27 protein-coding genes are annotated in these 26,096 nt (G+C 38.8%); 8 read left to right on the forward strand and 19 right to left on the reverse strand.

From position 1 onward, the window contains the following. Window positions 1–468: 468 nt before the first annotated feature. Window positions 469–948 carry an RNA-binding protein gene (locus H5157_RS19710; RefSeq protein WP_024596401.1) on the forward strand — a complete coding sequence of 160 codons (480 nt, stop codon included), beginning with the start codon at window positions 469–471 and terminating at the stop codon, window positions 946–948. Here the strand turns inward: H5157_RS19710 and murI are convergent. Both murI and H5157_RS19720 read right to left on the reverse strand, forming a co-directional pair. Next, window positions 911–1,711, reverse strand: coding sequence for a glutamate racemase (gene murI, locus H5157_RS19715; protein ID WP_024596400.1), 801 nt, complete (start codon window positions 1,709–1,711; stop codon window positions 911–913). The two genes, H5157_RS19710 and murI, sit on opposite strands and share 38 nt — an antisense overlap. Window positions 1,712–1,776: 65 nt before the next feature. Further along, window positions 1,777–2,916: a DUF5610 domain-containing protein gene (locus H5157_RS19720; RefSeq protein ID WP_182197436.1), complete on the reverse strand. Its 1,140-nt coding sequence runs from the start codon at window positions 2,914–2,916 to the stop codon at window positions 1,777–1,779. Between the two features lie 162 nt (window positions 2,917–3,078). On the opposite strand from H5157_RS19720, the gene trmA reads away from it, so the two are divergent. Next, the gene (trmA, locus tag H5157_RS19725) at window positions 3,079–4,176 is read left to right on the forward strand and encodes a tRNA (uridine(54)-C5)-methyltransferase TrmA (protein WP_182197434.1); all 1,098 of its coding nucleotides are present in this window, start codon (window positions 3,079–3,081) and stop codon (window positions 4,174–4,176) included. 65 nt (window positions 4,177–4,241) lie between these two features. Here the strand turns inward: trmA and H5157_RS19730 are convergent, their stop codons facing one another. From H5157_RS19730 to ccoG, 4 genes are all read right to left on the reverse strand, one after another. Next, entirely contained in the window at window positions 4,242–4,880 is a 639-nt protein-coding gene (locus H5157_RS19730) for a thiol:disulfide interchange protein DsbA/DsbL (protein ID WP_182725361.1), read from the reverse strand. A 16-nt stretch (window positions 4,881–4,896) separates the two neighbouring features. Beyond that, window positions 4,897–5,520, reverse strand: a complete 624-nt coding sequence (locus tag H5157_RS19735) for a thiol:disulfide interchange protein DsbA/DsbL (RefSeq protein ID WP_002962054.1) — start codon at window positions 5,518–5,520, stop codon at window positions 4,897–4,899. Window positions 5,521–5,554: 34 nt separating this feature from the next. Continuing rightward, on the reverse strand, window positions 5,555–6,529 hold the full coding sequence (locus tag H5157_RS19740) for a serine/threonine protein kinase (protein WP_024596396.1): 975 nt from the start codon (window positions 6,527–6,529) through the stop codon (window positions 5,555–5,557). An 85-nt stretch (window positions 6,530–6,614) separates the two neighbouring features. Beyond that, window positions 6,615–8,045 (reverse strand): cytochrome c oxidase accessory protein CcoG, encoded by a 1,431-nt coding sequence (gene ccoG, locus H5157_RS19745; protein ID WP_182725362.1) that lies wholly within the window; start codon window positions 8,043–8,045, stop codon window positions 6,615–6,617. 288 nt (window positions 8,046–8,333) lie between these two features. Here ccoG and H5157_RS19750 point away from each other — a divergent pair, with 288 nt between their 5' ends. Both H5157_RS19750 and H5157_RS19755 read left to right on the forward strand, forming a co-directional pair. Then, entirely contained in the window at window positions 8,334–8,693 is a 360-nt protein-coding gene (locus H5157_RS19750) for a hypothetical protein (RefSeq protein ID WP_002962051.1), read from the forward strand. Next, window positions 8,693–8,899 (forward strand): hypothetical protein, encoded by a 207-nt coding sequence (locus H5157_RS19755; RefSeq protein ID WP_002962050.1) that lies wholly within the window; start codon window positions 8,693–8,695, stop codon window positions 8,897–8,899. The genes H5157_RS19750 and H5157_RS19755 overlap by 1 nt, the downstream gene beginning before the upstream one ends. Before the next feature lie 27 nt (window positions 8,900–8,926). Here the strand turns inward: H5157_RS19755 and H5157_RS19760 are convergent, their stop codons facing one another. From H5157_RS19760 to gspC, 13 genes are all read right to left on the reverse strand, one after another. Then, the gene (locus H5157_RS19760) at window positions 8,927–9,514 is read right to left on the reverse strand and encodes a UPF0149 family protein (protein WP_024596395.1); all 588 of its coding nucleotides are present in this window, start codon (window positions 9,512–9,514) and stop codon (window positions 8,927–8,929) included. 22 nt (window positions 9,515–9,536) lie between these two features. Then, on the reverse strand, window positions 9,537–10,295 hold the full coding sequence (locus H5157_RS19765) for a type II secretion system protein N (RefSeq protein ID WP_182725363.1): 759 nt from the start codon (window positions 10,293–10,295) through the stop codon (window positions 9,537–9,539). A 3-nt stretch (window positions 10,296–10,298) separates the two neighbouring features. Further along, window positions 10,299–10,772: a type II secretion system protein GspM gene (gspM, locus tag H5157_RS19770; protein ID WP_024596393.1), complete on the reverse strand. Its 474-nt coding sequence runs from the start codon at window positions 10,770–10,772 to the stop codon at window positions 10,299–10,301. After that, window positions 10,769–11,977 (reverse strand): type II secretion system protein GspL, encoded by a 1,209-nt coding sequence (gene gspL, locus H5157_RS19775; RefSeq protein ID WP_154904188.1) that lies wholly within the window; start codon window positions 11,975–11,977, stop codon window positions 10,769–10,771. Before gspL ends, gspM begins: the two co-directional genes overlap by 4 nt. Beyond that, a complete protein-coding gene (gspK, locus tag H5157_RS19780; protein ID WP_024596391.1) occupies window positions 11,974–12,963 on the reverse strand; it encodes a type II secretion system minor pseudopilin GspK in 990 nt (329 codons plus the stop codon). The genes gspL and gspK overlap by 4 nt, the downstream gene beginning before the upstream one ends. Further along, a complete protein-coding gene (gene gspJ / locus H5157_RS19785; RefSeq protein WP_182725364.1) occupies window positions 12,956–13,594 on the reverse strand; it encodes a type II secretion system minor pseudopilin GspJ in 639 nt (212 codons plus the stop codon). The genes gspK and gspJ overlap by 8 nt, the downstream gene beginning before the upstream one ends. Beyond that, window positions 13,595–13,969: a type II secretion system minor pseudopilin GspI gene (gspI, locus tag H5157_RS19790; protein ID WP_002962039.1), complete on the reverse strand. Its 375-nt coding sequence runs from the start codon at window positions 13,967–13,969 to the stop codon at window positions 13,595–13,597. It abuts the gene before it with no gap. Beyond that, entirely contained in the window at window positions 13,969–14,556 is a 588-nt protein-coding gene (locus H5157_RS19795; RefSeq protein WP_165724348.1) for a Tfp pilus assembly protein FimT/FimU, read from the reverse strand. Before H5157_RS19795 ends, gspI begins: the two co-directional genes overlap by 1 nt. A gap of 49 nt (window positions 14,557–14,605) precedes the next feature. Continuing rightward, window positions 14,606–15,028, reverse strand: a complete 423-nt coding sequence (gene gspG / locus H5157_RS19800; protein ID WP_002962036.1) for a type II secretion system major pseudopilin GspG — start codon at window positions 15,026–15,028, stop codon at window positions 14,606–14,608. An 82-nt stretch (window positions 15,029–15,110) separates the two neighbouring features. Further along, complete coding sequence (gene gspF / locus H5157_RS19805; protein ID WP_002962033.1) at window positions 15,111–16,346, reverse strand: type II secretion system inner membrane protein GspF; 1,236 nt, start codon at window positions 16,344–16,346, stop codon at window positions 15,111–15,113. A 2-nt stretch (window positions 16,347–16,348) separates the two neighbouring features. Further along, window positions 16,349–17,914 (reverse strand): type II secretion system ATPase GspE, encoded by a 1,566-nt coding sequence (gene gspE / locus H5157_RS19810; protein ID WP_002962032.1) that lies wholly within the window; start codon window positions 17,912–17,914, stop codon window positions 16,349–16,351. Then, window positions 17,907–19,970, reverse strand: a complete 2,064-nt coding sequence (gspD, locus tag H5157_RS19815; protein ID WP_154904192.1) for a type II secretion system secretin GspD — start codon at window positions 19,968–19,970, stop codon at window positions 17,907–17,909. Before gspD ends, gspE begins: the two co-directional genes overlap by 8 nt. 23 nt (window positions 19,971–19,993) lie before the next feature. After that, entirely contained in the window at window positions 19,994–20,935 is a 942-nt protein-coding gene (gene gspC, locus H5157_RS19820) for a type II secretion system protein GspC (RefSeq protein ID WP_024598237.1), read from the reverse strand. 209 nt (window positions 20,936–21,144) lie between these two features. Between gspC and hslR the strand changes: the two genes are divergently transcribed. The 4 genes from hslR (at window position 21,145) to H5157_RS19840 (ending at window position 25,539) form a co-directional block, all read left to right on the forward strand. Next, window positions 21,145–21,567, forward strand: coding sequence for a ribosome-associated heat shock protein Hsp15 (gene hslR, locus H5157_RS19825; RefSeq protein ID WP_002962027.1), 423 nt, complete (start codon window positions 21,145–21,147; stop codon window positions 21,565–21,567). A gap of 12 nt (window positions 21,568–21,579) precedes the next feature. After that, a complete protein-coding gene (gene hslO, locus H5157_RS19830; protein WP_002962025.1) occupies window positions 21,580–22,425 on the forward strand; it encodes an Hsp33 family molecular chaperone HslO in 846 nt (281 codons plus the stop codon). A gap of 271 nt (window positions 22,426–22,696) precedes the next feature. Next, window positions 22,697–24,235, forward strand: coding sequence for a phosphoenolpyruvate carboxykinase (locus H5157_RS19835; protein ID WP_182725365.1), 1,539 nt, complete (start codon window positions 22,697–22,699; stop codon window positions 24,233–24,235). Window positions 24,236–24,417: 182 nt separating this feature from the next. Next, window positions 24,418–25,539: a PepSY domain-containing protein gene (locus H5157_RS19840; RefSeq protein WP_182725366.1), complete on the forward strand. Its 1,122-nt coding sequence runs from the start codon at window positions 24,418–24,420 to the stop codon at window positions 25,537–25,539. Window positions 25,540–26,096: the final 557 nt, after the last annotated feature.

Genomic DNA, 26,096 nt, shown 5'->3' on the forward strand with positions numbered 1-26,096 from the left:
GGCTGTTAGAACTCAATCTGTACGAGTGCCCACACAGATGATTGCTTTATATTGTTAAAGAACGTTTTGAGTCGCTTTAGCGTCTCAAGGGATGCGAATAATACACCCTTTATTTTTCGAGTCAATACTTTGTTTTAAATTTTCTTTTGAAAGATTTAAAACCGAAGTTTTATTTAACTCTCTGAGTAGTTCGTGCCTCGCTATGCGTTGGCGTTTTCCGTCTCAGTGGGGTCGCATTATAGGGAGATCCAAAAACAGATCAACCCTTTTTTTAGATCTTTTTACTGTTCGAACAAAAATAGAACAAAGCCACGTAAAACCACATGAAAACCCCTCTAAGATGATGCTTTTTTATGCTCTTATTTATTATTTAATACAAATATCATTGCTATGTTTGATTTAGGCGTTAAGATAGCAAGTTCACAATGTTAAATTAATGTTTATTTCCTGTTTATTGGTAGATCTAAAATGAAATTACCCGATCAAAAATCTTTTATCTTCTCTGTTATTCTTGCTGTAGTTGGTTTTGTTGTTGTTGAGTTTGCTTTAGGCGGCTTAGCTTTAAACCCTGCATTACTATTTGGTGCTGGTTTATTAATTGGTGCGATTGCTATTGCTGCAATATCATCTGATGTGACTGAAGAAGCTGAAGTTAAAACAAAAACGCTTTATGTTGGTAACCTTCCTTATCGTGCAAACGAAGGTGTGGTTCGTGCATTATTTGAAGAACAAGGCAAAGTATTCAATGTTCGTTTATTAAAGGATAAGAATACTGGCAAACGTCGTGGCTTTGGTTTTGTTGAAATGGCGCAAGCTGATGCAGACAATGCAATTGCTAACTTGAACGATAGCGAGTTCCAACAACGTACTTTAAAGGTACGTGAAGCAAAACAAAAACAAGAAGATGATTCTAATGCTCTACGTACTGAGACGGATCAGTCAGTGTAACTAGCTTTACCGCTAGCTTATTGCTAAACACATCAGCCGTTGCATAATATTGCAGCGGCTTTTTTATGTCTGTTTGTTTATCCACACATAAGTTAAGTTGGTTAAGTAGGAAGTTGACTCTATTTGCTATCGCTACACCTGAATCAAGTAATTTTACATTCCCTTCAAAGTACTGACTAATCGGCTCTGCTAATATCGGAAAGTGCGTACACCCTAGTACAAGTACATCTATTGTTTTATCTATATGTAGTTCATCAAGTACTTGATACAACTTATTTGTATCTAAAGAGCCTGTAAAAAAGCATTCCTCAGCTAACGTTACTAATTCAACACTGCTATACAGATTAACGATCACATTACGTGCATGTTCAGCAATTAATGTTTTTGTGTATGAACTGGCGACCGTTGCCGGTGTGGCTAATAAGCCAATATGATTTGAACGTGTTAACTCTGCTGCAGGTTTTATTGCTGGCACAACACCTACTATAGGAATATCCGTAATTTGGCGAACAGCGCTGAGTGCAGATGTAGAAGCTGTATTACACGCTATTACAATTAAATCGACGTTAAGCGTGTTGGCTTTGATGAAATGAATAAGTGAACATAATCGGTTAATTATAGTTTGTTGGGATTGAGCACCATAAGGTAGTAATGCATTATCCATAAAATAGCTGTACTGAGCATTGGGGATACTTTGCTTGATATGTTCAAGTACAGTAGTTCCACCAATACCTGAATCAAAGACCATTATATGCGCTGACAAACTACCGTTCCTACTTTACTTTAAGATCGGCAGTTTGCCATGAGGTTTTTATAAAAGAAAGTAGTTTAACTTTGCGTGGCTTCTAAATCAGTAAGCCTGTCGGCTGCTGAATTTAACTGATTAAGGTTTTCGAACATAGACTTTGTATAATCTACTAACTTATCTATTTGTTCCTGATCTTGATTTAACCATTGGAGAATGCCAGCTAGCTGATTTTGTAATCCAAGCTCACCCGCTTTTTCAAAAGCATTTTTAAGGTCGTCATTAAAAGGGGCTAACCCTTCTGCTACTTGTTTTTCTGGTGCTGGTTTATATTCTTCATAGCTTTTAACTGTTGCTATTGTTTTTGTTTGGCGTAAATCCATAGAAAAAGCCACCAGCTGATCGCTGTCTAAACTCAGCTCTTGCGCTTGTTCAAATGCTTCATCTAAATCACCACCAAAAAAGGTTTTACTTAAATCTTGTAAGTCTTCCATCATCGCATTAATAGCTTCTTGCTCTTGCTCGTTTAAGTCACCATTTACCGACATCGAAAATGATACCTGTCGAGATTGCGATGATGAGCTTGCAAACGACTCACTATTACTATTTTGCTGATAGCCACTTGCCGATTGAGATTCAAATGCATCAGCAAAGCTAATACTTACCTCATCGCCTTCTGCTGTAGTAAATTTATACTCTGCATTACTCGTCATACTGACGTATTGGGCCTGGCTTATATTTACGCTGGCAGGTTGTGGGTTAAATAACGACTCTTCAAACTTATCCAGCCCATTGTAAATTCCCTCTTTGGACTTATTAATGCCCTCTTCCATGTCATCATTAAATACGCCTGTACCTTTGAGTTCATCAACAGCGTCATCAATCCCTATTTGGACTCCTTTGCGCGCATCGCCTAGCATATCTTTGAGCTTTTCGTCATCAGCGCCGTTAGCTTTTGCTTTATTTACAGCACTACTTACAAAATCGAGTACGTTTTTTACTATTTCATCAAAATCAAATAGTGGTTTATCTGCTTTTTTTTCTGCGATAGGCAATCCAAGCTGCTCAGCCATTTTATCGCCAAGCACCTTTGCGGCCAACTCTCGGCCTCGTTGTTGATAGCTATCTTGAGGAGACGTAATTGTAGGTTGCTGTATATCAGCTTTATTATTGAATTTATTGATGTTGTTGTTTGGCGTAAAGCCATAATTACCTATTTTCATGATTCGTCTCCTAAGCGTGCGTAGTTTATTATCGGCTATAACAACAAAAACTAAAGTACAATGTTCAATAAAACAGCATAAATGCTAGCCAAAACTAGACAAATACGCAGCGCTCCCTACAATAGCGCCGATAAACAGATCTTAGATAAGGTAGTAGCGTTAATGGCAGTTATTAAAATAGATACCACACAGTACCAAGCGCAGTTAAGTGAAAAAGAGCAGCGAATTAGTACGCAGTTTCAACGTTTTGGTGTGGAGCAATTAGAAGTATTTAGCTCAGAGCCAACTAACTACCGCCAACGTGCTGAATTTAGAGTATGGCACGACGGTGATGATCTGTTTCACATTATGTTTGATCAACAAACAAAAGAAAAAATCCGTGTTGATACATTTGACCCAGCAGCGCCTCTAGTAGGTGAAATAATGCAGGTGATGATTGAAAACCTTAAGCCTTGTGAAATATTACGCCGTAAGTTATTTCAAATCGATTACCTATCAACGCTAAGCGGTGAAATTTTAGTAAGCTTGCTTTATCACAAACCACTGGATGATGAATGGTTAAGTGAAATTAAAGCACTGAAAGAAAAGCTTAGCAGTAAATACAAAATTGACTTTATAGGTCGTGCTCGCAAACAAAAAGAAGTACTAGGTGATGACTTTGTAACTGAACGTTTAACAGTTAATGGGCAAGAGCTTATTTATCAACAAGTAGAAAATAGCTTTACTCAGCCTAATGCAAAAGTAAATATTAATATGCTGGAGTGGGCACAAGATTTATGTAAACCACTTAAAAATGATTTACTAGAATTGTATTGTGGTAACGGTAACTTTTCAATTGCATTAGCAGGTTCTTTTAATAAAGTATTAGCGACGGAAATATCAAAATCATCTGTTCACTCTGCTCAATACAACATTGCTAAAAACAACGTAGAGAACTTAGATATTATTCGTATGTCTAGTGAAGAGTTTACTCAAGCAATGAATGGCGAGCGTACTTTCTCTCGTTTAGATGGTATTGATTTAAAAAGCTATGACTGCCAAACCATATTAGTTGATCCACCACGCGCGGGCATGGATGAATTAACGTGTGACTTAGTGGCTAACTACGAAAGCATAATTTATATATCCTGTAATCCTGAAACTCTTGAGCGTGACCTTGATCACTTAACACGTACGCATAACGTTAAGCGCTTTGCTATATTTGATCAGTTCCCTTATACGCATCACATTGAGTCGGGCGTTTTCTTACAGCGCAAATAAATACGTTCAGTAAACGTTACCCATAAAAAAGCTCCTTAAGGAGCTTTTTTTTGTTTTAGCTAAACTTACTTGTTAGCTAAGTAATTTATTAATTTGCTAATGTCTTCAGGTTTAGTAATACCCGACTCACGACCTAGGTTTAATTTGTACTTACCATTTACAATAAAGGTAGGTACGCCACGTAGTGCGCCTTTTTCTTTAAAGTAGTCTTGGTCGCGTTTCATTTTAGAGCTCAGCGTACGTACCGAGAAGCTTTTAAACAGCTTATCAAACTTATCACCATCAACGCCCTGCGCTACAAATATATCTTTTACATCTGCAAGCTCATTAAATTTAGCGCGCTTTGTATGGATATGATTAAAGATTGCAGAAATAATCTGATCTTTTTGTGGAAGCACTTCAGCTGTCGCTAGTGCTTGGCTCATCATCTGTTGGTTTTCTGGGTCACGTACACCTACAAAATCAACATGGCTCTTTTTAAATTTAACGCTTTTATCAAGCTTAGGCTTAAACTCACCAATTAGTGCTTCCATGTTATTACATGCAGGGCAGTAAAATGAGAAGAACTCTTTAACCTCTGGCTTTTTAGTTGCACGCTCAGAAACTACGTCGTAATGCACCCCTTCTTCATACGTTGCTGCAAAGCTTGTTGCTGCCATAGGAAGTAATATTGAAAGCAAACCTGCTTTAACTAATTTAATCATTATTATGCTCCGAAATTTATAGTGCTAATAAAAACGCTACTAACTCATCAAGTTCTTTTTGATTTTTGATGGTGTTGAGGTTTATTTTATATTTATCGTTAACAATAAAAGTAGGTACACCTGTAAGTGCGCCTAATTTTGAATATTTATTCTGTTTGTTTTGCATTGCTTGCTCAGCTGAAATAACAGGCATGCTTGCAATCTCTTGATCAAATGTTGCGCTATCAATACCATTTACTTCAAGTAATTTTTTAACGTCTTTCATTTCAGTTAATGGTGCACGTTGAACATGGATACTTTTAAAAATTTGATCGCTAATACTTTGCGCCTGACCATGCTGCTTAGCAATTAAGTAAGCAAAGCTTAAATTACTTTGTGCTTGTGGTGACACGCCACCTAAAAAGTTAACGTGGTTTTTAATAAACTCAGCGCCTTCTGGCAAGCCTTTTTCAATTGCTTTTGCTACTGGTTCAAACTTAAAGCAATGTGGACAGTAAAATGAGAAAAACTCAGTTACTTGCGGTGACTTGCTTTTGTCTACATCTATAACAGTGTATTGATTATCAACTTCAAACTGTGCAGCAAGTGCTGCAAATGGTAAACATAAAAGTAATAAACTCAGTTTTAATTTTTTAAGCATTTGTATCTCGTTGTACTTGTCTTTAAATAAAATATTACGGCAATAACTTTAACGGTGCTTCTTGCAATGCTGCAAGTTGCTCTTTCAGTGCTAAAATTTGTTGCTCCCAGTATTTGTCATCAGCAAACCATGTAAAGTTCCGCACAAAAGCAGGATCACTCCATCGTTTAGCTACCCATCCCATATAATGAATAATACGCATTGCTCGCAGCGGTTCAATTAATTTGAGTTGAGAGTGATCAAAATCACAAAACTCTTCATACGCATTTACAAGGGTGTCTAACTGTAACAGTTGCGTCGCTCTATCGCCACTGAGCATCATCCATAAATCTTGGATTGCAGGACCTTGGCGGCTGTCATCTAAATCAACAAACATTAGCGCATCACCTGCCCATAAAATATTACCAACGTGGCAGTCACCATGTAAGCGAATACTTTGCACATCTTTATACTGTTTTTGCGCCTGCTCTATCACTAAATCTAAAATAGTATAAAAAGCAGTATTTATTCCCATGGGTACTAAGTTACTTTTTTGAAGATGAACTTTGGCTGTATGCAAATACTCCTCGCAGGTAACTGTTGGCCTATAAGTAAAAGGTTTTGTTTTAGCTACTTGGTGCATACGGCCAATCAATCGCCCCATTACATCAAGCTGATCTAAATTATCAACCTCAAATAAACGCCCGCCTACACTTGGAAACAACACAAACAAATACCCTTCGTGTTCAAACAAGCTTTGCCCATTATATAAAATAGGGGCAACAACGGGTACTTCTGCATCCGCTAGTTCAAATGCAAAGTCATGCTCTTCTTGAATTTGCTCTTTACTCCAGCGCTCTGGGCGATAAAACTTCACTACGTAACGTAGGCCATCATCCGCTTTAAATTGGTACACTCTGTTTTCATAGCTATTGAGCGCTAATAAACCAGATTCGGCGTACACACCTACGCTTTCTATTGCATCGAGTATTAGATCAGGTGTTAAGTCAATAAAACTAAATTTACTCATACTCTTCTTATATAAAATAAAAGCGGGTTATATACCCGCTTTTGTTAATTGCTATATCAACTTACCTAATTAAGGTAAGTTGCGATTATCGCGCTTTAAAAAAGTTACTCGACTGCGATATTGTCTCATCCGGCTCATCTACCGGTGAAAGCACAAAGTTAAACTCAGTCATCGGCGCCTTCAAATCATAAGGGTCCATTACAAGTGACAATGGTACGTTATGAGATTCCCCTGCCTGCACAGTAAATGACTGCTTACCAATATACTTAAAGTTATCTAACCCTTGTACTTTAATATTAAAGGTTTGCTCGTACTGCGCTTTATTAATTACCTTTAATGTATAGGTGTTCTCTACTAAACCATCAAAATCGACACGATATAATTGGTTTCGGTCACGAATAATATCAAAGTCCATTGTTTTACGCAGTGCTATATTAGCGACAAGCGCTCCCGTAAGCACAACAAGTATGACCGTGTAACCAATAATTTTAGCTCGCAGTGGATTCGTTTTATTTTCTGGGGTTTCGAGATTTCGCTCTGTCGTATATGAAATAAGCCCACGCGGGTATTCCATTTTATCCATTACGCCATCACACGCATCAATACATGCACCACAGTTGATACACTCAGCTTGTAGCCCATTTCTAATATCAATACCTGTTGGGCACACTTGAACGCACAAGTTACAGTCTATACAGTCGCCTAGTTCTAAATCTTTATGGTCTACTTTACGTGAACGAGGACCACGGCTTTCACCTCGGCTTTCGTCGTACGTTACGGTGTATGTGTCTTTATCAAACATAGCTGATTGAAAACGAGAATAAGGACAGATGTGTAAACACATAATTTCTCGCATCCAACCGGCATTACCATAAGTACACGCAGCAAAGAAAATAATACTGACTAGTGCATAACCACCTACATCAAACGTTACAAAGTCAGGGAGTAACTCCCTTATTGGCGTAAAATAACCCACAAAAGAAATTGCGGTATACAACGAAAACAATACCCAACTAGTATGCTTTGCCGTCTTACGCCAAAACTTATCAAAATTCATGGGTCGTTGATCGAGTTTTTTACGTTGATTAGCCGTGCCTTCAAGCTTTTCTTCGAACCAAATAAAAATAAAAGTCCAAACAGTTTGCGGACATGTGTAGCCACACCACACCCGTCCATAGAAGGTGGTCACTAGAAACAACGAAAATGCTGCCAACATAAAAATAAACGCTAATATAGTAAAATCTTGAGGCCATAGCGTTAAACCAAAAATATTGTATTTTTGACCAATTAGATCAAACAGCACAGCTTGCTGGCCATTAAAATTAATCCAAGGTAGTAACATAAACGCAAGCAGGCCTAAGAAGCCAATGCGCTGTCTAAGTAATTGATGTAGACCTTTTACAGCACGCACATAAATACGATTTCGGGGATTGAACCTATCATCTTGACGGCTTAAATCCGGTTTTTGGATTTTCACCTCTACAGGGATATTCTTTACTTTAATTTGCTTGTCCATCGAAGTTCCTCAACGCCGCTTGGAAATAAAAATCCAGCAATACTCAAGTACTCTATACTTAAAGTTAGCAAGTTACTTGCTAGGCATATTTACTTTAATAAATTGCCTTCTCGAATACTTTCAGATATTTCAGAAATATCTGACTGCTGTTAACCATTATAACAATGTTGGTTAAAATTACTGGCATAGATTGCTAATAATTTATTCATCCCAGTTACTTGCTTTTAAAATGCAGTTTATTACACTGCATGGTAATTCAACCCTACTTAGATCAAGGTTTACGTATCCATGAAAAAATTTATTATTTTGGTAGTTGTGATCCTTGCCTTTTTTACAATCGATCACCCACTTATAAAAGAACCTCGCGAAAGGTTACTAGGTGAAGGCATTGGCTTTTTAAGTGATGCAAGCAAGGTCAACAGAAGCCCCGCTGCAAATATGGCGAAAAATAGGATCAGCAGTCAACTTAAACTATCTGAATCTGAAGGTGAGTATGTAGAAAAAACGTTTACAACAGATGACTCTGTTCAGTTATTTCACCTACGCTATTGTCGTGAGCGTGACTTAAACCTTTATTTTTATGACGACCGTTTAAATACGGTATGTAAAATAGTGACTGAAGCATTAGAGCAAAAGCGAGCAAAGTAGTGGATTTTTCAGGATTAAATAAAAAAGCAAGCGACTCATTTCATAAGCAGCGCAATATGCTCAAGCAATTAGCGCAAGGCAAAACATTAAAGTGTGAGAAGTGTAATGGGGTTTTAACACTTGATTTAGCCACCAGTGAACCTGGTAAAGGCATAGTAAAGTGCAAACAAGGCTGTACGGATATTATATTAGAGCTAGGCACTTAGATTAAACTAAGCGCCTAGCTCTAATAATTACTCTTCCCAACTCTCGTCGGTTATCAAGCCACTATTAATTGCGACCACTTCAATTAGTTCAGCAAACCCTAATGCAAAGTCACCCATAGATTCATACTGATACTGACACAAAGCTTCTATTGTCATGTTATTTTGTTTGGCAATCTGAGCTATTGCTAGCTGGTCGAGTGCAAAAAAGCTTAGTGTGCTTAACGCACTTTCTAATGCTTGTTTAAAATCAACGTCTAATTGCGGTGCATTTAACAAAGGTTCTGCATAAGCTTTCGTTGCAACTAAGAAGCCTTTACTCCACGACTTACAAAATTCAGCATCAAATGTGTCTGGTAATTTATATCCAGTTTCGAACACCTGCTCACTAATTTTGTGATAAAGCGCCATAAACAAAAAAAGCATTTCTTCATCTAAATCATTAGCTGTGTTTGGCAATATCTGCTCAAGCCACTCATGTACATCTAATGGGTTAGGCGAACAAATTACACCAAATAAATAGCCTTGGCTTTGTACAAGGGTCATTGCTTGAGATTGGGTATTTAAAAATGAGCTAAGCTGCTTTGCGTGCAACTCAGTAAATTGGGGTATTTGCATTAAAACTCTTTATATTAAAACATTAAAAGTTGAGCGGGTAGCGACCTTGGTTATCTGGTCGGCCTAAAAACTTAACCGCATCATGTACATCTTTAGGTAAGCTGGCATCTGGTTTTACATAACCTGCCACTCTAAAGTCGAAATTAGCTTTAAGTGTAGCATCGGCCTCAAGGCCAAGCGTATTATCTGGGTCAATTAATATAGCAACATCACCCGACTTACAGCTTAACTTACCTGCTAGAGGTCCAATATTAAACCATCCATTTAAACCTTGAACATCAATATTAGGGCTCGCTATTTCACCTTTTAGTGAGTCACAATAAGGTGCGCCTGAGCTGTATTCATCAAGTTCTAATATCACACGCCCTTTAGCGGTAACAGGCAGAGGAAGTTGCACACGTTGCATTGCACGCTCTACAGTTGAGCGTACTAGGGCGTCAGTCACTATTACTTTTTTATTAAAAAACCCATAACTTACATCTGCGTAACCCGAAATATCACTGCGTTCTCGTGGATTACCAAATTTTATGTTCGCATTTAGTTTGCCTGTAAATAATTTCCAGCCTGCAATATCCCAGCGCACATTATTTAACTGTTCACCATCAAAACGAACTTGCATCATTTGACCTTGCCAAACAGTGCCTACAGTTTGGCCTACTTCTAATTGCTTTGGAAAGTACGGTTTTGCTATATCTAGTGCAATATGTGCTGGTAATTTAATAATACAAAACACAATAAAACTAATTAAAAAGACAGCCAATAACGTTATTATTTTTTTCATTAATTAATTCTCTAATACTAAACGGCTTACGCGCACATAGCCTGATTTATCATCGCGACTTAAATCTAAATTTTCAATTTTTAAACCATGCTGATTTACTAGCTCATCTAGCCATTCTATTAACTGATTAAACTCTACTGAGTCAAGCGTCAAACGAAGTGAATCACTACTGGGCTGCATTTTACTAATATTGATTTTATAGCGTCCACGAGTAGAGTTTACCACTTGGCTTAAGTTTGTATTGCTAGCAACACTGGTGTTGCCTGCAGCCTTTAGCTTAACAATACTGTCATCAACCCAAGCTAATAGCTCTTGTTGTTTAATTTGAGATTGCTGTGCTTTTTCTATCGCGTTATTTAATGGCCTAAATATCCCCATTACTAAAACAAAAATAATAAACACGCCACCAGCGACCATTACCAATTGTTGTTCTTGCTCTTTAAGCGAACGCCACTGTTTCATTAACTGCTTTTTCATACTGCACCTCGCAGTTTAATTTCGCCTACGACATAATCACCGTCATTATTTAAAGACCCTTGCTCAACAGTTAAACCTTGCTTTTCAAGTATGATTTTTACTTTACCAAAAGTTTGGAAGTCTTTAGCCCGTGCACGAATTCGCAGCTCATTACGACGTTTGTCATAACGAAGTGTTTCAGGTGTAAATTCGCTGACTTGCGAAAATACATCAACCAAATTAGTCGTTAAGTCTAAAAAGCCGGATTCACTTGAGCCTTGTATTTTATCTAACGCGCCTTTAATTTGGCTTTTAATTAGATTAGGGCGAACTTTAGTTCCCGGAAATGCTTTTTGATATCTGTCGACTACTTGAGCTTTAGCTACTTCTACTTGTGTATTAAGTTGGTGTAACTCAATAGCTTTTATTGTAATTGTAGAAACCAATGCAACACTTGCTATAATTGCGGCGCCTTTCCAGTAACCCCACCACAAAGCGCTTTGTTTTTTAAGCTGATACATACCTTGGCGTAAGTTAAAATTAACGCTATCTAACTGTTTTGCAAATAATGCTAAAGGTAAGTCGTAATCGCTTGTTTGGGCTTGTAAGTTAACGCTTTCAGGAAACTGATTAGCAGGACTAAAATGTTTAATGTCGGGGTTACCCATGGCTGATAAATAGCCATTCAACCAACTAGATTCAACCGCACTAATATGCCATTGCCCTTGCTTAAACAACCATTGGTTGTTGAGCTCAATAGCAGTTACGGCGCCATCATCTGCAAGCGGTAACAACAAAGCATCGGGTAATATTCTGTATACTGATAGATTATGCTCAGCAAATAATGCAAGCCATTGTTCAAACCATTCACGGTCTGTCATTGCTACACGAATTGCATGTTGCTCACCAAGCATTGTCGGCTGCGCTACAGCTATAAACAGTTCATCTACGTCACATGCTATATCTTCTTCAAGCATGTATGGCAATGCTTGCTCAAGCTTGCGATTCCATTTTGTTGGCAAAGCGACCGTTTTTAATTGCACTTGATCACTGGGTAATAACACGACAACTTCTCGGGTAAGTGCTTTTTCGCTTAGCTCACTTAAATGCTCTGCATTTGGTAACTCGCCACTGGCTATTATTTCTTGTTCTTGTGGTGAGTAAATTAACCAGTTAAGTAATTCTTGTTCGGTTTGACCCGTGCGGATCAACAGTATTTCTGTCACTGTACGCCTCCAAATTTTCGCGCCAGTATCGTTACGTCGCCGTCTTTAGCGTGCAGTAATGTGGTCATCGAAAAACGCAGGTCGACAAAGTTTGCCTGCGTTTGTAATTTAAAATATTCGCTTTTAATACTAAATAGACTTTTTATTGAGTCAGTATTAGTACCGCCTTGCTGCTTCACCTGTTCAAAAAATTCATCAATGGTGTCAAAGCCAGTTTGCGGTCTTGCGCCTAACACCGCTTCTGCGCCAGATAAGCTTAAGCTTTCTATCAAGGCACTGAGTATGAGCGCTTGCTCTGGCAATAATGTATTTACGTTAATTGATAAAAGTGTACTGCCTGGTATTACACATACATATGGCAATACTTTTTCCATCACTAATGGGTTAAAGCCCTTAACTAAACGCAGCTCCGATGTTGATGCAAATAAACTATTGGCTGTCATATACGGAAAATCTCGTGATAAATACTCGTCTTCTTCTGCACCTGAGCGATACGTAATACTGTTCTCATCAAGCCAATCAAATACACTATCTGCCATCGTCTCTTCTGATTCGTCAGCAGGTAAATCTTCAATGTTTTCAAGTAATGCAAAGAGTGCTTTGTGTGCAGGGTTTGTTTTACTTGCGCTATTTTCTTCTGGCGCTATGGCTAAAGCATTTAAATTTAAACATGCTTGTAAATCTGTAATTTTGCCACTTAACGTGCCGTTATCAACAGGGTATGAAGCATCTCCTTGAGTTGCCCACACTTGATCGAGTGTTGTTTTATCGGCATCATCTTTTTTACTTTGTATTAGCCCTTTAATAGCAAGCTCTTCTGCACCGTAGGCGTACCATTTAGCTTGTTGGTGACCTTGCAAGTTTGTACTTTTTTGCACTTGAACCATTAAATTAGCACTCATTTCTACTGCTAAAATAGCCGCTAATGCCACAATAAACAAAACAATAACAAGTGCTGCACCGCGCGATGATTGCTGCTTAACCATTATTCACATCCGTAGTTTGTGTAGCAACAACTTTGCCTTGCCCAGGAACTAAAAATACACGACGAATTGGCTCTGCTTCTATTTGTTGCAACGTAACAGCAACCGCTTTAGGGAGGGCTTTAATTTCCCACTGTTCTTGCCATTCGTTTTTATCATCTAAAAACTCAAACTTAAGTTCTTCAACATTCTCTAGCACACGTTGAACTCGCGGCTCCATATTATCAAGCTGATCAACATAAACCCGATAAACACGCTCAAGGTTATCGTCAATCACTCTATAACCAACGGCTTGTAGTTCTGAACGTGGCAATAAGTTAATTGGATTTATCCAGCCATCTCGTACAAACGCGATACCATCGTATTGGCTTTCTAAAACGTAACGACCAGCAAGTAAATATTGTTCTTGAACATCACCCGACTCATTGCGAACTGCGCGTTTGGTCATTTGGCTAAAATCTTGATCCATTAATCTAAATGTTGTTTGCAATCCATTTAGCTCAGCAATCTTTTCATCGGAGGCATCTTTTGCTCTTGTTGTCGTCTCGAGTATTTGATGAGTAGCAATAATAACAAAAGCTAAAATACCCAGTGCAACCATAACTTCAAGTAATGTAAACCCGCGCTGCCTCACTTACTTTTTGCCTTTATTTAAATACGTTGATAACTCATATGCTGAATGCTCATATTTTTCATCCGTAAAAACATTTATGGTTAGTTTTACAAAGCTTTTGTCAGCAGTGGCTGTAACTTCTTGTTGCCAAAACCATTCAACACCACCCATTACTTCGCTGCCTTTGAGGTTATTTTTACCTTGCCATTGTTCGCCTTTAGTACGCTGTTCAATAATAACGTTTTCGGCGACCCAAGATGCATAGGTTTGCTCTTCAATAGTCGTTAAGTGGTGTATATGCTCGCTTGTTGCTTGCATTGCAGCTATACCCGCCATGGCACAAATACTTAATGCCACTAACACCTCTAATAAGGTAAACCCTTTAGTGCGCTTCATTATTCTGGCTCTCGGCGAAAGTTTACTGGTGCAGTAAATTCACCTTCAATGTAATACACAGGCTCGCTTTGCTCTTTTAACTCTAATATAAGTTGAAACGCGCTTACCTCACCTGATGACAAAATAAGTACTTGTGGTATTTTTAACTTTTTAAGCTCAAGTAAACTGTCTTCATCGCCGCCACTCATAAGCTCGCGCCAGTTAGATTGCTCTAAGAGGTTATCTTGCGCCCACGCTAAATCTTCTAAGTTAAGAGTGAGCTTTAATCTTTCATCTAATTCTATTGGTTTAAAAAGATCTTCACGGTCAAAAGTAATCCACTTTTCACCATCGAAAACTAAATACTCCAATGTATTTTCTTCTACTAATAAGCCCAATTCAACTTGGTTTAAAATAGCAAATTCCGATGCCATATTAATGGTGGTATGCAGCCTTAGTGCTTGAGTATCTAACTCCTCCTCAGCACCACCTTCTAAGCTATATACCACCATTTTTGTGGCAAAAGCGATGATCACTAATACCACTAAAATTTCTATTAAACTAAAGCCTCTGTTTTTTGCATGGCGCTGCTTAAGGCTTGTTTTCATAGCAAGCCTCTAGCATTAACATGTTCATACAGAACGCTGTACTTAAGCATTATTGTTTTTCTTCGTCCCAGTTACCGATATCGTCATCAGTACCTGCTTCACCGTCTGGGCCCATAGAAAAAATATCAAACTTGCCAATTTCACCTGGGCTAATTAACTGATAAGTATTACCCCAAGGATCTTCTGGTAATTCATTAATAAAGCCACCATCAGGGAAACGTTTTGGAACCGGTTCAATGCTTGTTTGGGTAACTAGCGCTTCAAGACCTTGCTCTGTGCTTGGGTAGCTCTTATTTTTAAGCTTGTATAAGCTCATTGCATCTTCTAATTGCTGGATATCTAGATGTGCTTTATCGATAGCAGCCTCTTCTTGCTGACCCATAATGTTAGGTGCAACAATTGACATAATCATCCCGATGATAACCAGTACCACCATCACTTCTAGTAAAGAAAAACCTGATTGTTTATTCACGTAATTACCTCATTATTCTAAAAACATTTAAGTAAAAATGGTTTAGGTAAAACCATTAATATATTTAAAAATTTATTCTAACTTAAAGTCCAACAGCTTTATTCATAGCCATTATTGGCTGCAATATTGCCATTACTATAAATAATACAATAACCGCCATTGAGGCGATCATCGCAGGCTCTAGTAGTTTAAGCGATACATTAACCATGCTCTCAAATTCGCGATCTTGGTTATTTGCAGCACGCTCTAACATTTGCTCTAGTTCACCTGATTTTTCACCACTTGCTATCATATGCAGCATCATTGGTGGAAACAACTTAGTTTGCTGAAGTGCAGCTCTTAAGCTTGCACCCTCACTTACTCTGTCGGATGCATCTGCAACCGCTTTTTTAATTTTTTCGTTAATTAATACGCCGCCCGAGATACGCATTCCTTCAAGTAATGGTACTGAGCTTGACGATAAAATACTTAAAGTACGCGCAAAACGTGCGGTATTAATACCACGAGCCACTTTACCTATACCTGGCATATGTAGCACTCGGTCATCCCACCAAAAACGTATTTTAGGCTGCTTAAGTGCATGCTTAATACCAATGGCTATAGCTGTAATCGCTATTAAACTAATAAACCAATAATTTTGCACAAAATGGCTGCCTGCCATAACCCATTCGGTTGTCCAAGGAAGTACTTGTTTCGTTTTTTCAAACGTTTTTAATATTTTTGGTACTACGGTGCCCAGTAATACCGACACAATACCAATTGCAAATACCACTAATATAATAGGGTAAACCATAGCCTGAGTTATTTGGCTACGCATATGTTGGCGCTGCTCGGTATAGTCGGCTAAACGATTAAGTACTTGGTCAAGGTGCCCCGACTTTTCGCCTGCGGCTACCATTGCACGATATAAATCGTCAAAAACATGAGGAAACTCACTAAGACCATCGGCAAGGGTGTAACCTTCAACTACTTTTGAGCGTACCGACATAAGCATCCGCTTTAAACGCGGCTTTTCGCATTGCTCAGCAACCGCCATAACAGCGCCTTCAACAGGAAGTGCCGATTGAATAAGTGTTGCTAATTGCCTTGTAATTAATGCTAAGTCTGAGGTTGAAATTGTCGGCTTAAAAAAGCCACCGAGTAAAGGGGCTTTTTCGCCTTTGACCTGTTTATCACTTTGCGCCGCAGGAACAACTTCAAGCGGCGTTAGTTTTTGATCACGTAAAGTTTGGCGGATTTGTTTAGCCGTATCGGCTTCTAAAATGCCTTTTTTTTCTTTACCTCGGCCATCTAAGGCACGATATTCAAACGCCGCCATAGTTAACCTTCCTCACGGGTAACACGCAATACTTCTTCAAGCGTTGTTTTGCCTGCCAGTACACGGCTACACCCATCTTGGCGAATACTTGGGCTGCGCTTACGAATGTATTTTTCTACGCTTTGCTCGCCTTTACCGTTGTGAATCATTTCGCGTATGGTTTCATCAACTACAAGTAACTCATGAATACCTGTACGACCACGGTAACCATTGAAGTTACACTCTTCACACCCCACCGCTCGATAGATTGTCGGTTGGCTTTCAAAAGGAACCCCTAACAGCTGGCATTCATGCTCATCAGCCGTGTGACCTTCTTTACAAGTATTACATAACGTACGTACTAAGCGTTGCGACAACACACCGAGTAACGACGATGAAAGTAAGAAGGGTTCAACACCCATATCTTCCATACGTGTAATTGCACCCGATGCGGTATTTGTATGCAAAGTAGACATAACAAGGTGACCGGTAAGTGACGCTTGAACACCAATTTGCGCAGTTTCAAGATCGCGTATTTCACCCACCATTACTACATCAGGATCTTGACGTAATATTGCACGTAAACCACGTGCAAATGTCATATCAACTTTTGCATTAACTTGTGTTTGCCCAATGCCTGGAATTTCGTACTCTATTGGATCTTCAACGGTGAGAATATTACGATCGCGTGAGTTAATTTGGCTCATACCAGCGTATAGAGTGGTACTTTTACCAGAGCCCGTTGGCCCTGTTACCAAAATAATGCCGTGGGGTTTACTAATTAAATCTGAAAACAAAGCGCGATTTTCTGCGGTCATACCTAAATCTTCAAGGTTTAAGCGCGCGTTGTTTTTGTCAAGTAAACGCAGTACTACGCGCTCACCAAAGCTCGATGGCATTGTAGATACACGCACATCAACTGCACGCCCTGCAATACGTAAGCTAATACGACCATCTTGTGGAATACGTTTTTCAGCTATATCAAGCTTAGCCATTACTTTAATTCGAGATACAAGTAACGATGCAAGTTTACGATTAGGCTTAAGTACTTCTTTAAGCACGCCATCGACCCTAAAGCGAATAACAAGCTCTTGCTCGAAGGTTTCGATATGAATATCAGAAGCCCCTTCTTTAATCGCTTCACTTAGCATGGCATTAATAAGCTTGATGATTGGCGCATCATCGTCACCAGCAAGTAAATCTTCAGTTTGCGGGAGCTCATCAGCAAGTGAGAATAAATCAACCTCGTTGCCAATATCTTCCATCATTTGTTGCGTTTCAGAGCTATCACGTTGGTATGACGCTTCAAGCAATAGCTCAAATTTATCATCATCCAATTGCTCAAGTGTAAAACCATGGCCTGCGATACGGCGTACTTCTAATAGTACTTCAACATCTAGCTCACCACGGTAGTAAACTATACGATGATCTTTGTTTTTACCAAGCAACACACCTGCGCGTCTTGCATAGGAAAACGGCAAACGCTTTGCTGGTAACTCAACTAACACATCACTCGTTAATAGCTCATCCTGATTATGCGTTTGAGGATGAACCACATCTTGGTTTATCTCTTGAATCGCATTAGTCATCTTTACGCTCTTGTGCATTTTGTTTACGTAGAGACTCTTCATACGTAGGTGGAAGTACTAGTTCGTCATTCCACTCAGGTAAAATAGGCGTATCAGTCATTGGCATTAACTCAATACCATCTTCTTTTTGTTTAAACTGCTCACCACGAATAAAGTTATATTTATTAAAGCTTAACTTATTCATGCTTACACCATCACGAATAATGGTTGGGCGAATAAATACAATAAGATTACGCTTACGGCGCGTTGTATTTGTTGATCTAAACAGGTGACCTAAAATAGGGATATCGCCTAATAACGGTACCTTAGAAACACTTTCTTGTACGTCTTCGTCAATTAAACCGCCAAGTACAACCATACCGCCATCATCGGCCATAACCGTTGTTTTAATTGCACGTTTATTAACTGAAATATCAACAGCAGTTGCACCACTTACACTCGATACTTCTTGCTCAATAGTAAGTTGTACTGCAGAGCCATCGTTAATCTGTGGCGTAACTATCAGTTTAATACCGACTTCTTGACGCTCAACTGTTTGAAATGGGTTAGCATTATTACTGCCCGTTTGTGAGCCTGTAATAATAGGCACTTCTTGACCGACTAAAATAGAGGCTTCTTCGTTATCCATTGTAGTAATAGAAGGGGTAGCCAATATATTTGAATTTGTATCAGTGGCAACAGCCTGAATAATTGCGCCCCAATCATTTTTAACAACGCCCAGCGCTAAACCATTAATGCCACTTAGCAATGAAGCAAGCGCATCATAATCACCCTCAGTCGTTTCGTCATAACTAGTAACGGTTCCAGTTTCTGTACCAATGATAGTTTTAGTTACGGTTGTATCTTGTGCTTGCTCTGCAGCAACAGCTAATGAACCCACGGGAACCGTAGTACCATTGTTAAATTGCAACATACCGCCCTGCTCAGAAATCCACTGCAGGCCTAAGTTAACCCCGTCGCCTTCCATTACTTCAATAATAATGGCTTCTACAAGTACTTGTGCACGGCGAATATCAAGACGTTCAATTACCGACTCAAGCGAGCGCATTGTGTCTGGCTGTGCGGTGATAATTAGTGAATTTGAATCTGGGTGAGCTTCTATACTGCTTTCGTTGTTACTTCTGCTACGAGTCTTAGTGGTACCGCCTTGTGCATCTTCAACAAGTGACTTACTTACGCCTTGCAGTACTTTTACTAAATCTTCAGCTTTAGCATAATTTAGGTAAAACACTTTGGTATTACCTTGGCTTTCTAATTCGCCATCTAAGCGCTTAATAAGCTCTATGGCACGTGTACGTGCTTGGCCTTCACCACTTACAATAACGCTATTAGTTCGGCCATCTGCGACTACTTTTGGAATTAAAAACTCAGGTACGCTGCCTTTGCCGCTGTCTTTATAAATATTGTCTACCACAGAGACAACATCATCTGCTGTTGCATATTTAAGCTTAACAATGTCTACACGCTTATCACCCGCCTGATCAACAGAGCGAATAATCTCAACTAAGCGATTAACCGATGCAGCATGCCCCGTTAACATCATTACGTTAGCCGCATTAAAGTTAGCAACATGGCCGCCATCTTTTTGATCGCTAAATTGACGAACTAAAGGGCCTAGTTCTTGTACGCTTACATTTTTGACACGTACAACACGTGTAATCATCATATCGCCGCTAGCTTCGTTACCTTCGGTAATAAGTGGCACATTTGATTTTTTGGCGTCTGAACTTTTTTCTACCTTAAGAATGCCATTGTCCATTTCAACAGCTGAGTAGCCATAAACTTCCAATACATTTAAGAAGAACTGGTAATAAAGCGCTTCGTCCATTAACTCATAACTGCGAACATTTACTTTGCCGCGCACGTTAGGGTCAATAATTACTGTTTTATTGAGATTTTTACCAACAATATTAATAAACTCGTTGATATCAGTGCCTTTAAAGTTAGCAGCATATTCAACAGCAGAAACAGACAAAGAAATACTTGCCGCCAAAAAAAGTGCCGCGTACTTAGCTAACCCTTTTTTAATTTTTTTGAGGTGTAGCACCTGAACCATTATATTAAAACTCCAAAGCTAAATTATTGCAGACTAAATTGCACATCAATTTGTTCACCATCACGTTCTATAGTGATATTGGCATCTGTACTATTACGCAGCTCGTTAATAGCTGACATAGCCTGTTTTAAATCTGTTAATTGATAGCCATTTATAGAAATAGCCAAATCGTTATTTTTTAATCCCATTTGCTTAAACAGTTCAGGTTCTTTACCTGGACTTAAGCGATATCCAATTAGTTCACCATCATTCATAGCCTGTGAAACACGTATATAGTCAAATAACTTGCCCGGTTCTTCGAGTAACTCTTCACGTGTTTCTATAATTGCTTCTTTAACGTCTGGGTCTGCAGTGGCGTCTATTTGTAATTCACTTGGCTCTAATTTTTGCGGACCCATTTCGGCATCGTCACGCGCAGCGAGTACAGGCATAGATACTTTTTTACTAAAATCGAGCCCATCAAGCATTAATGTTTCAAAACCTCCATTAATACCTAAAATAACACGATCAGGCAGTATCTGCGCTACTTCAGCGCGCGTGCCAAGTACAACTTCTTCAACAAGGTAGCTTACTTGCTTACCTTGTGATTCAATAATTGCTATGCCTGCTTGGTCATCATTATTAACAGCTACAATACCGGTTAAATTAATACTTAGGCGTGTTTCTGGCGCATTATTTATAACCTGCGATTGTTTTGCAGTATTATTGTTGTTTGTTACAGTTTTTTTACCAAATAAAAATTGCTCAATAATATGCTGCGCTGAGTTATTACTCGCACCAGATGGCTGATTAGCATAATGGGTAGGAGTAAGTAGAGTTACTGGTGGTTTCGGCCATAAAAGCCAGACAAGCTTTGATAATAAAAATGCAAGATAAACAACAACTAACAGTGTCACTAATGCACTTAATTTAGCATGCGGTAACCGCGTTAAAAATTGTTTTAGTTGTTGGATTTGCTGTTCCATAAATAGTGTTCTTATTTTAATTTACTGCGTTAGCGCGTACCCATAGTACCCTTTCATTTTTCTTTCAACAAGCACACTAATATTAAACTTTGTAAACAGATTAAATTAACTTTACATAACCGTATAAAAAGTAAACGGCTATTGTAATACCTTCATCCTACGATGATTTCATGATAAATTTTAAGCTATAAAACGTGGGGAAATGCCTTATGAGTAAAAAAAGTAACGCTAATACCAACTCAGACCATGCGGATGGGTTAAAAGTTCGATTAGATAAATGGTTGTGGGCTGCGCGATTTTATAAAACTCGTGCTATTGCACGTGAAATGGTACAAGGCGGCAAAGTGCATTATAATGGACAACGTACAAAAGCGAGTAAAATAGTAGAAGTTGGCGCAAATATAAAACTTGCACAAGGAGTAGATGAAAAGCTGATAACCATACTCTCAGTGCTTGAAAAACGCCAAAGCGCCCCCATTGCACAGACCATGTATCAAGAATCTGATGCCAGTATTGCTAAACGCGAAGAGAACAGCATCGCACGCAAAAATAACAGCTTTTTTGCCCCCCATCCGGATAAAAAACCGGATAAAAAGCAAAGACGCGAACTTTTAAAAATGAAATCAAGTTAGGTATAGCCGCTCATGCAACAAGATTTACTTCACCGTTATTTATTCAACGAACTAGATGTTCGTGGCGAACTCGTACAAATCGAGAGTGCTTATAATGAAATGATTGCCGACCATAATTACCCAGACCCTGTTAAAGCATTACTTGGTGAGTTACTCGTTGCAACCTGTTTACTTACTGCTACCTTAAAGTTTGAAGGTGAAATTGCTGTACAGCTTCAAGGTGATGGCCCAGTTAAATATGCTGTTATAAATGGTGATGACAAACAAAATATGCGTGGTATTGCACGCCTGCAAAGCGAAATTACGGGCACAACTGTAAAAGAGCTTATTGGCCAAGGCTATATGGTAATCACTATTACCCCTGAAAAAGGTGAACGCTACCAGGGTATAGTGCCGCTAGAGCATGATACTCTTAGTGAATGTATCGAAAGTTACTTTGAGCAATCTGAGCAGCTAAAAACACGTCTTTGGTTTGCAACTGACACTACTGAAGGTAGCGCAAAAGCATGTGGTCTATTTTTACAAGTGCTTCCAGTTGATAAACAAAAATCAATTGAAGACTTTGCACACCTAGAAGCATTAAGTAACACGATTAAAAATGAAGAGTTGTTACACTTAGATGCGAACACTGTTCTTACACGTCTTTATCACGAAGATAATCCTCGCGTATTTGAACCTCAAGCTATTAAATTCAAATGTGGTTGTAGTCGTGATAAAACAATTACTGCACTTGTTAATATTGGACAAGAAGAACTACTCAAAGATGTAGCTGAGAAAGGGACTGTTAACATTAACTGTCATTACTGTTTAAAAGAGTATGTTTTTAACGAACAAGACATAAAAAGCATTTTCAACTAAATGTTCAGCTTCATTTATATATAGTAATTAAAGCCGCAAAATATGCGGTTTTATATTATAAAAAGATGATACCGGTGTCATGAACTTTGTTAATTTACTGACACCGGTATCATTGAAATTATTCATGTTTTTTAGCAAATATATGTGTTTTTAGAGGCTTTACGGGCTCGAATATCTCAAAACCTTCTGTTACTATAATTTCAGCTTAAGGGCACTGATAACCCCAGAGCTATCCCGTTCAAACTCTCACACATTATAGTTAGGTATAAACATGACTACAGGCGCTACACGTTTTGTCGATTTAACCGCAGCTGAACTTGTCGAGCATGCGATCCACCGTGGCGAAGGTACTTTAGCCGCAAATGGTGCTTTTGTTGCAATTACAGGAAAACGAACTGGCCGTTCACCAAAAGATCGTTTTATTGTTCAAGAAGCAACAACTCAAGATGACATTCAATGGGGCAACGTTAACCGCCCATTTGATGCAGAAAAATTTGACGCATTATGGGCTCGCGTAGAAGCACATGTTCAAAGTAATGACCACTTCACCTCTCACCTAGAAGTTGGCGCTGACCCTGAGCATTATCTACCTGTAGTCGTAACTACAGAAACAGCGTGGCACCATATTTTTGCCAAAAACATGTTTATCGAACCACAAAACTATAACGCCTCAAACTTACCACAATGGCAAGTAATGAACGTTCCTTCGTTTGTATGCGAGCCGGAACGTGATGGCACAAATAGCGATGGCACCGTTATTATTAACTTTGCACAGCGTAAAGTATTACTAGCAGGTATGCGCTACGCCGGTGAAATGAAAAAATCGATGTTTTCTGTGCAAAACTTCCTACTACCAGCAAGAGGTGTATTACCAATGCACTGTTCTGCTAACGTTGGTGAAGCAGGTGATACAGCATTATTCTTCGGTTTATCTGGTACGGGCAAAACAACTCTTTCAGCAGATCCTACTCGCTTTTTAATTGGTGATGACGAACACGGTTGGGCACCTGGAAGCGTGTTTAATATTGAAGGCGGTTGCTATGCTAAATGTATCGACCTGTCACAAAAGAACGAACCTGTAATTTGGAATGCAATTCGCTTTGGTACTATTTTAGAGAATGTAGTGCTAGATGAAAAAGGCGTTCCAGATTTTAACGACACTAGCCTTACTCAAAATAGCCGTGCAGCATATCCACTTGAACATGTTGAAAAACGTAAAGTAGAAAACCGCGCAGGCGAACCAAAAGCTGTTGTATTTTTAACTTGTGATGTAAGCGGTGTATTACCACCGGTATCTGTTCTTAGCGAAGAAGCTGCTGCTTTTCACTTTTTAAGTGGATACACAGCTAAAGTTGGCTCAACTGAGATTGGCTCTACTAGCGATATTGAATCAACGTTTTCAACCTGCTTTGGTGCGCCATTCTTCCCACGTCCTGCAGGTGTTTACGCTGAGCTTCTTATGAAGCGCGTACGCGAGTTTGGCGCTAAAGTATACCTTGTGAATACAGGTTGGACTGGCGGTCCTTACGGCACAGGTAAGCGCTTTGATATTCCGACTACTCGCGCAGTAGTTGATGCAATCGTATCTGGTAAATTAGCCGGTGTTGAAACTCAGCACATTGATGTTTTAAACCTAGATGTACCGGTAGCAGTTCCAGGTGTAGATACTAACTTACTTAATCCTATAAATACGTGGGAAGATAAAGCTAAGTACAATGAATATGCAGCAAAACTTGCCGCTGACTTCACTGAAAACTTTGCTAAGTATGACGTATCAGACGATATAAAAAATGCAGGGCCTAAAGCTTAAATAAGCTTCAAGCTTGTATTTTAACGCCAGCCAAGGGCTGGCGTTTTACTTTCTAAATACCTAATTTAATAAGTGCGACAAAATGCCGCACAACTCATATCAAAAACCATATAATATACCGCGTAATTAATCATTCCTTAATGCCCAATAAACCTGCATTACTCATTACGGCTATTTAATTAATGACACTAAAGCTTTCATGGCGAAAAACATTCAGGCGGTTACATTTATACTTAGGCCTATCAGTAGGTGTTTTACTTACTATTATCACTCTTTCTGGCTCTATATTAGTTTACTATCCGCAAATAGACTTACTGCTAAATCCAGCAAATGACGCTACTACAAACATAAAAACGCCTAATTGGGATCAAGCATATAATACGCTAAGAGCCAATTTCCCTTCAAAGCAAGGGCCATGGCGATTAGAAAACACAGGTATAAACTCAGTAATTCCCGCGCGATACTACAATCCAACAGAAACAAAAGAACAAGGCTTTGCCCCCTTAATGGTATGGCTATCTAGCAGTAGTGATAAAGTAATACGTAAAAACTATTGGGGAAAATACTTAGTAACTTGGATGTACAACTTACATTTTTCATTACTAACAGGAGCAACGGGCACTCTCGTCGTTGGCTATATAGGCATAGCCTCAATAGTTCTTCTTATCTCTGGATTCTTTGCTTGGTTTCCAAAGCCTGGGCAGTGGGTAAAGGCACTAAAATTTAAATCTCGTAGCTCTAAAATAGGTTTGCTATACGACTGGCATAAACTAATTGGTTTAACCTTCTGCATACCGCTACTAGCTTTAACTGTTACAGGTGTTATGCTCGCTATTCCAAAACAAACAGATCCTATATTAACCGCTCTAGTTAGCGATATAAACTCCCCACCAAAAACACAAATTCAACCGAGCAAACAAACCGATATTTCTTTATCACAAGCGGTATTAATAGCTGAAAAAGCATTACCGAATGCGCGTTTAGCTTGGATTGAAACACCATCAAACTTAAATGCTATTTACAGATTAAGATTTCAAACTGTAAACGATCCTTCGTATCGCTTTCCACATAGCTATATAGAGGTTAATGCACTTACAGGAAAGTTAGAGAGCGTGTTTAATATAGATAAGCAAAGTACGGCTAGTAAAATAAAAAGCTGGATACACCCTCTACATGACGGCAGCATTGGCGGTAACATTTTAAAAGTCATTTGGGTGTTAAGTGGCTTCGGATCTGCTGCATTGTTCATTATCGGCGTATATAGGTGGTTAGTTAGAACCAAGAGAATACAAAATAAACTTTAGTTGAAGGAGTACATGAATTGCTTTTCAGTAAGTCTTGTCGATAGTTTTCTAATATAAAGTATATGGCCTTCGTTAATCTAAGGATTAAAAATTAATAACGCTCAGTACATATGAAATTAAAGCAGCCCCTAACCGCCTATCATGCTATAAAACAATTAATGAAGGGTAGTTTATACTGCAAGTTTAGATAGGCACTCCATGAACACTATTATTTAAAAACCACATGCCCATTAGATTTAAGTTCTATGCGTAAACCTCTGTATTAACCTCTATTTTTATTCTCTTCAGTAACCTACCTAAAGCGTATATAAAGGCTTAAAGGTCATGTTCAATACTTATCACAAGACCAGATAATTAACGCTTTTATATTAGGTCAGATGTTAAACCAATTGGTATTATTTACCCAAAGTACAAATGCTACCACTCATTGTCGAGCGGAGGTTTTTTATGCTTTTGACGTCGGGAGTCGCTACGCTCGCCCGACCTACGTGATGGGTGTTGCTGTGAGTGGATGATAATTGCGCACATTTTACTTTTCTGCAGACGTAAAAAAGCCC

This window comes from Pseudoalteromonas sp. SG43-3 (genome assembly GCF_014164385.1).
Lineage (GTDB): Bacteria > Pseudomonadota > Gammaproteobacteria > Enterobacterales > Alteromonadaceae > Pseudoalteromonas > Pseudoalteromonas distincta.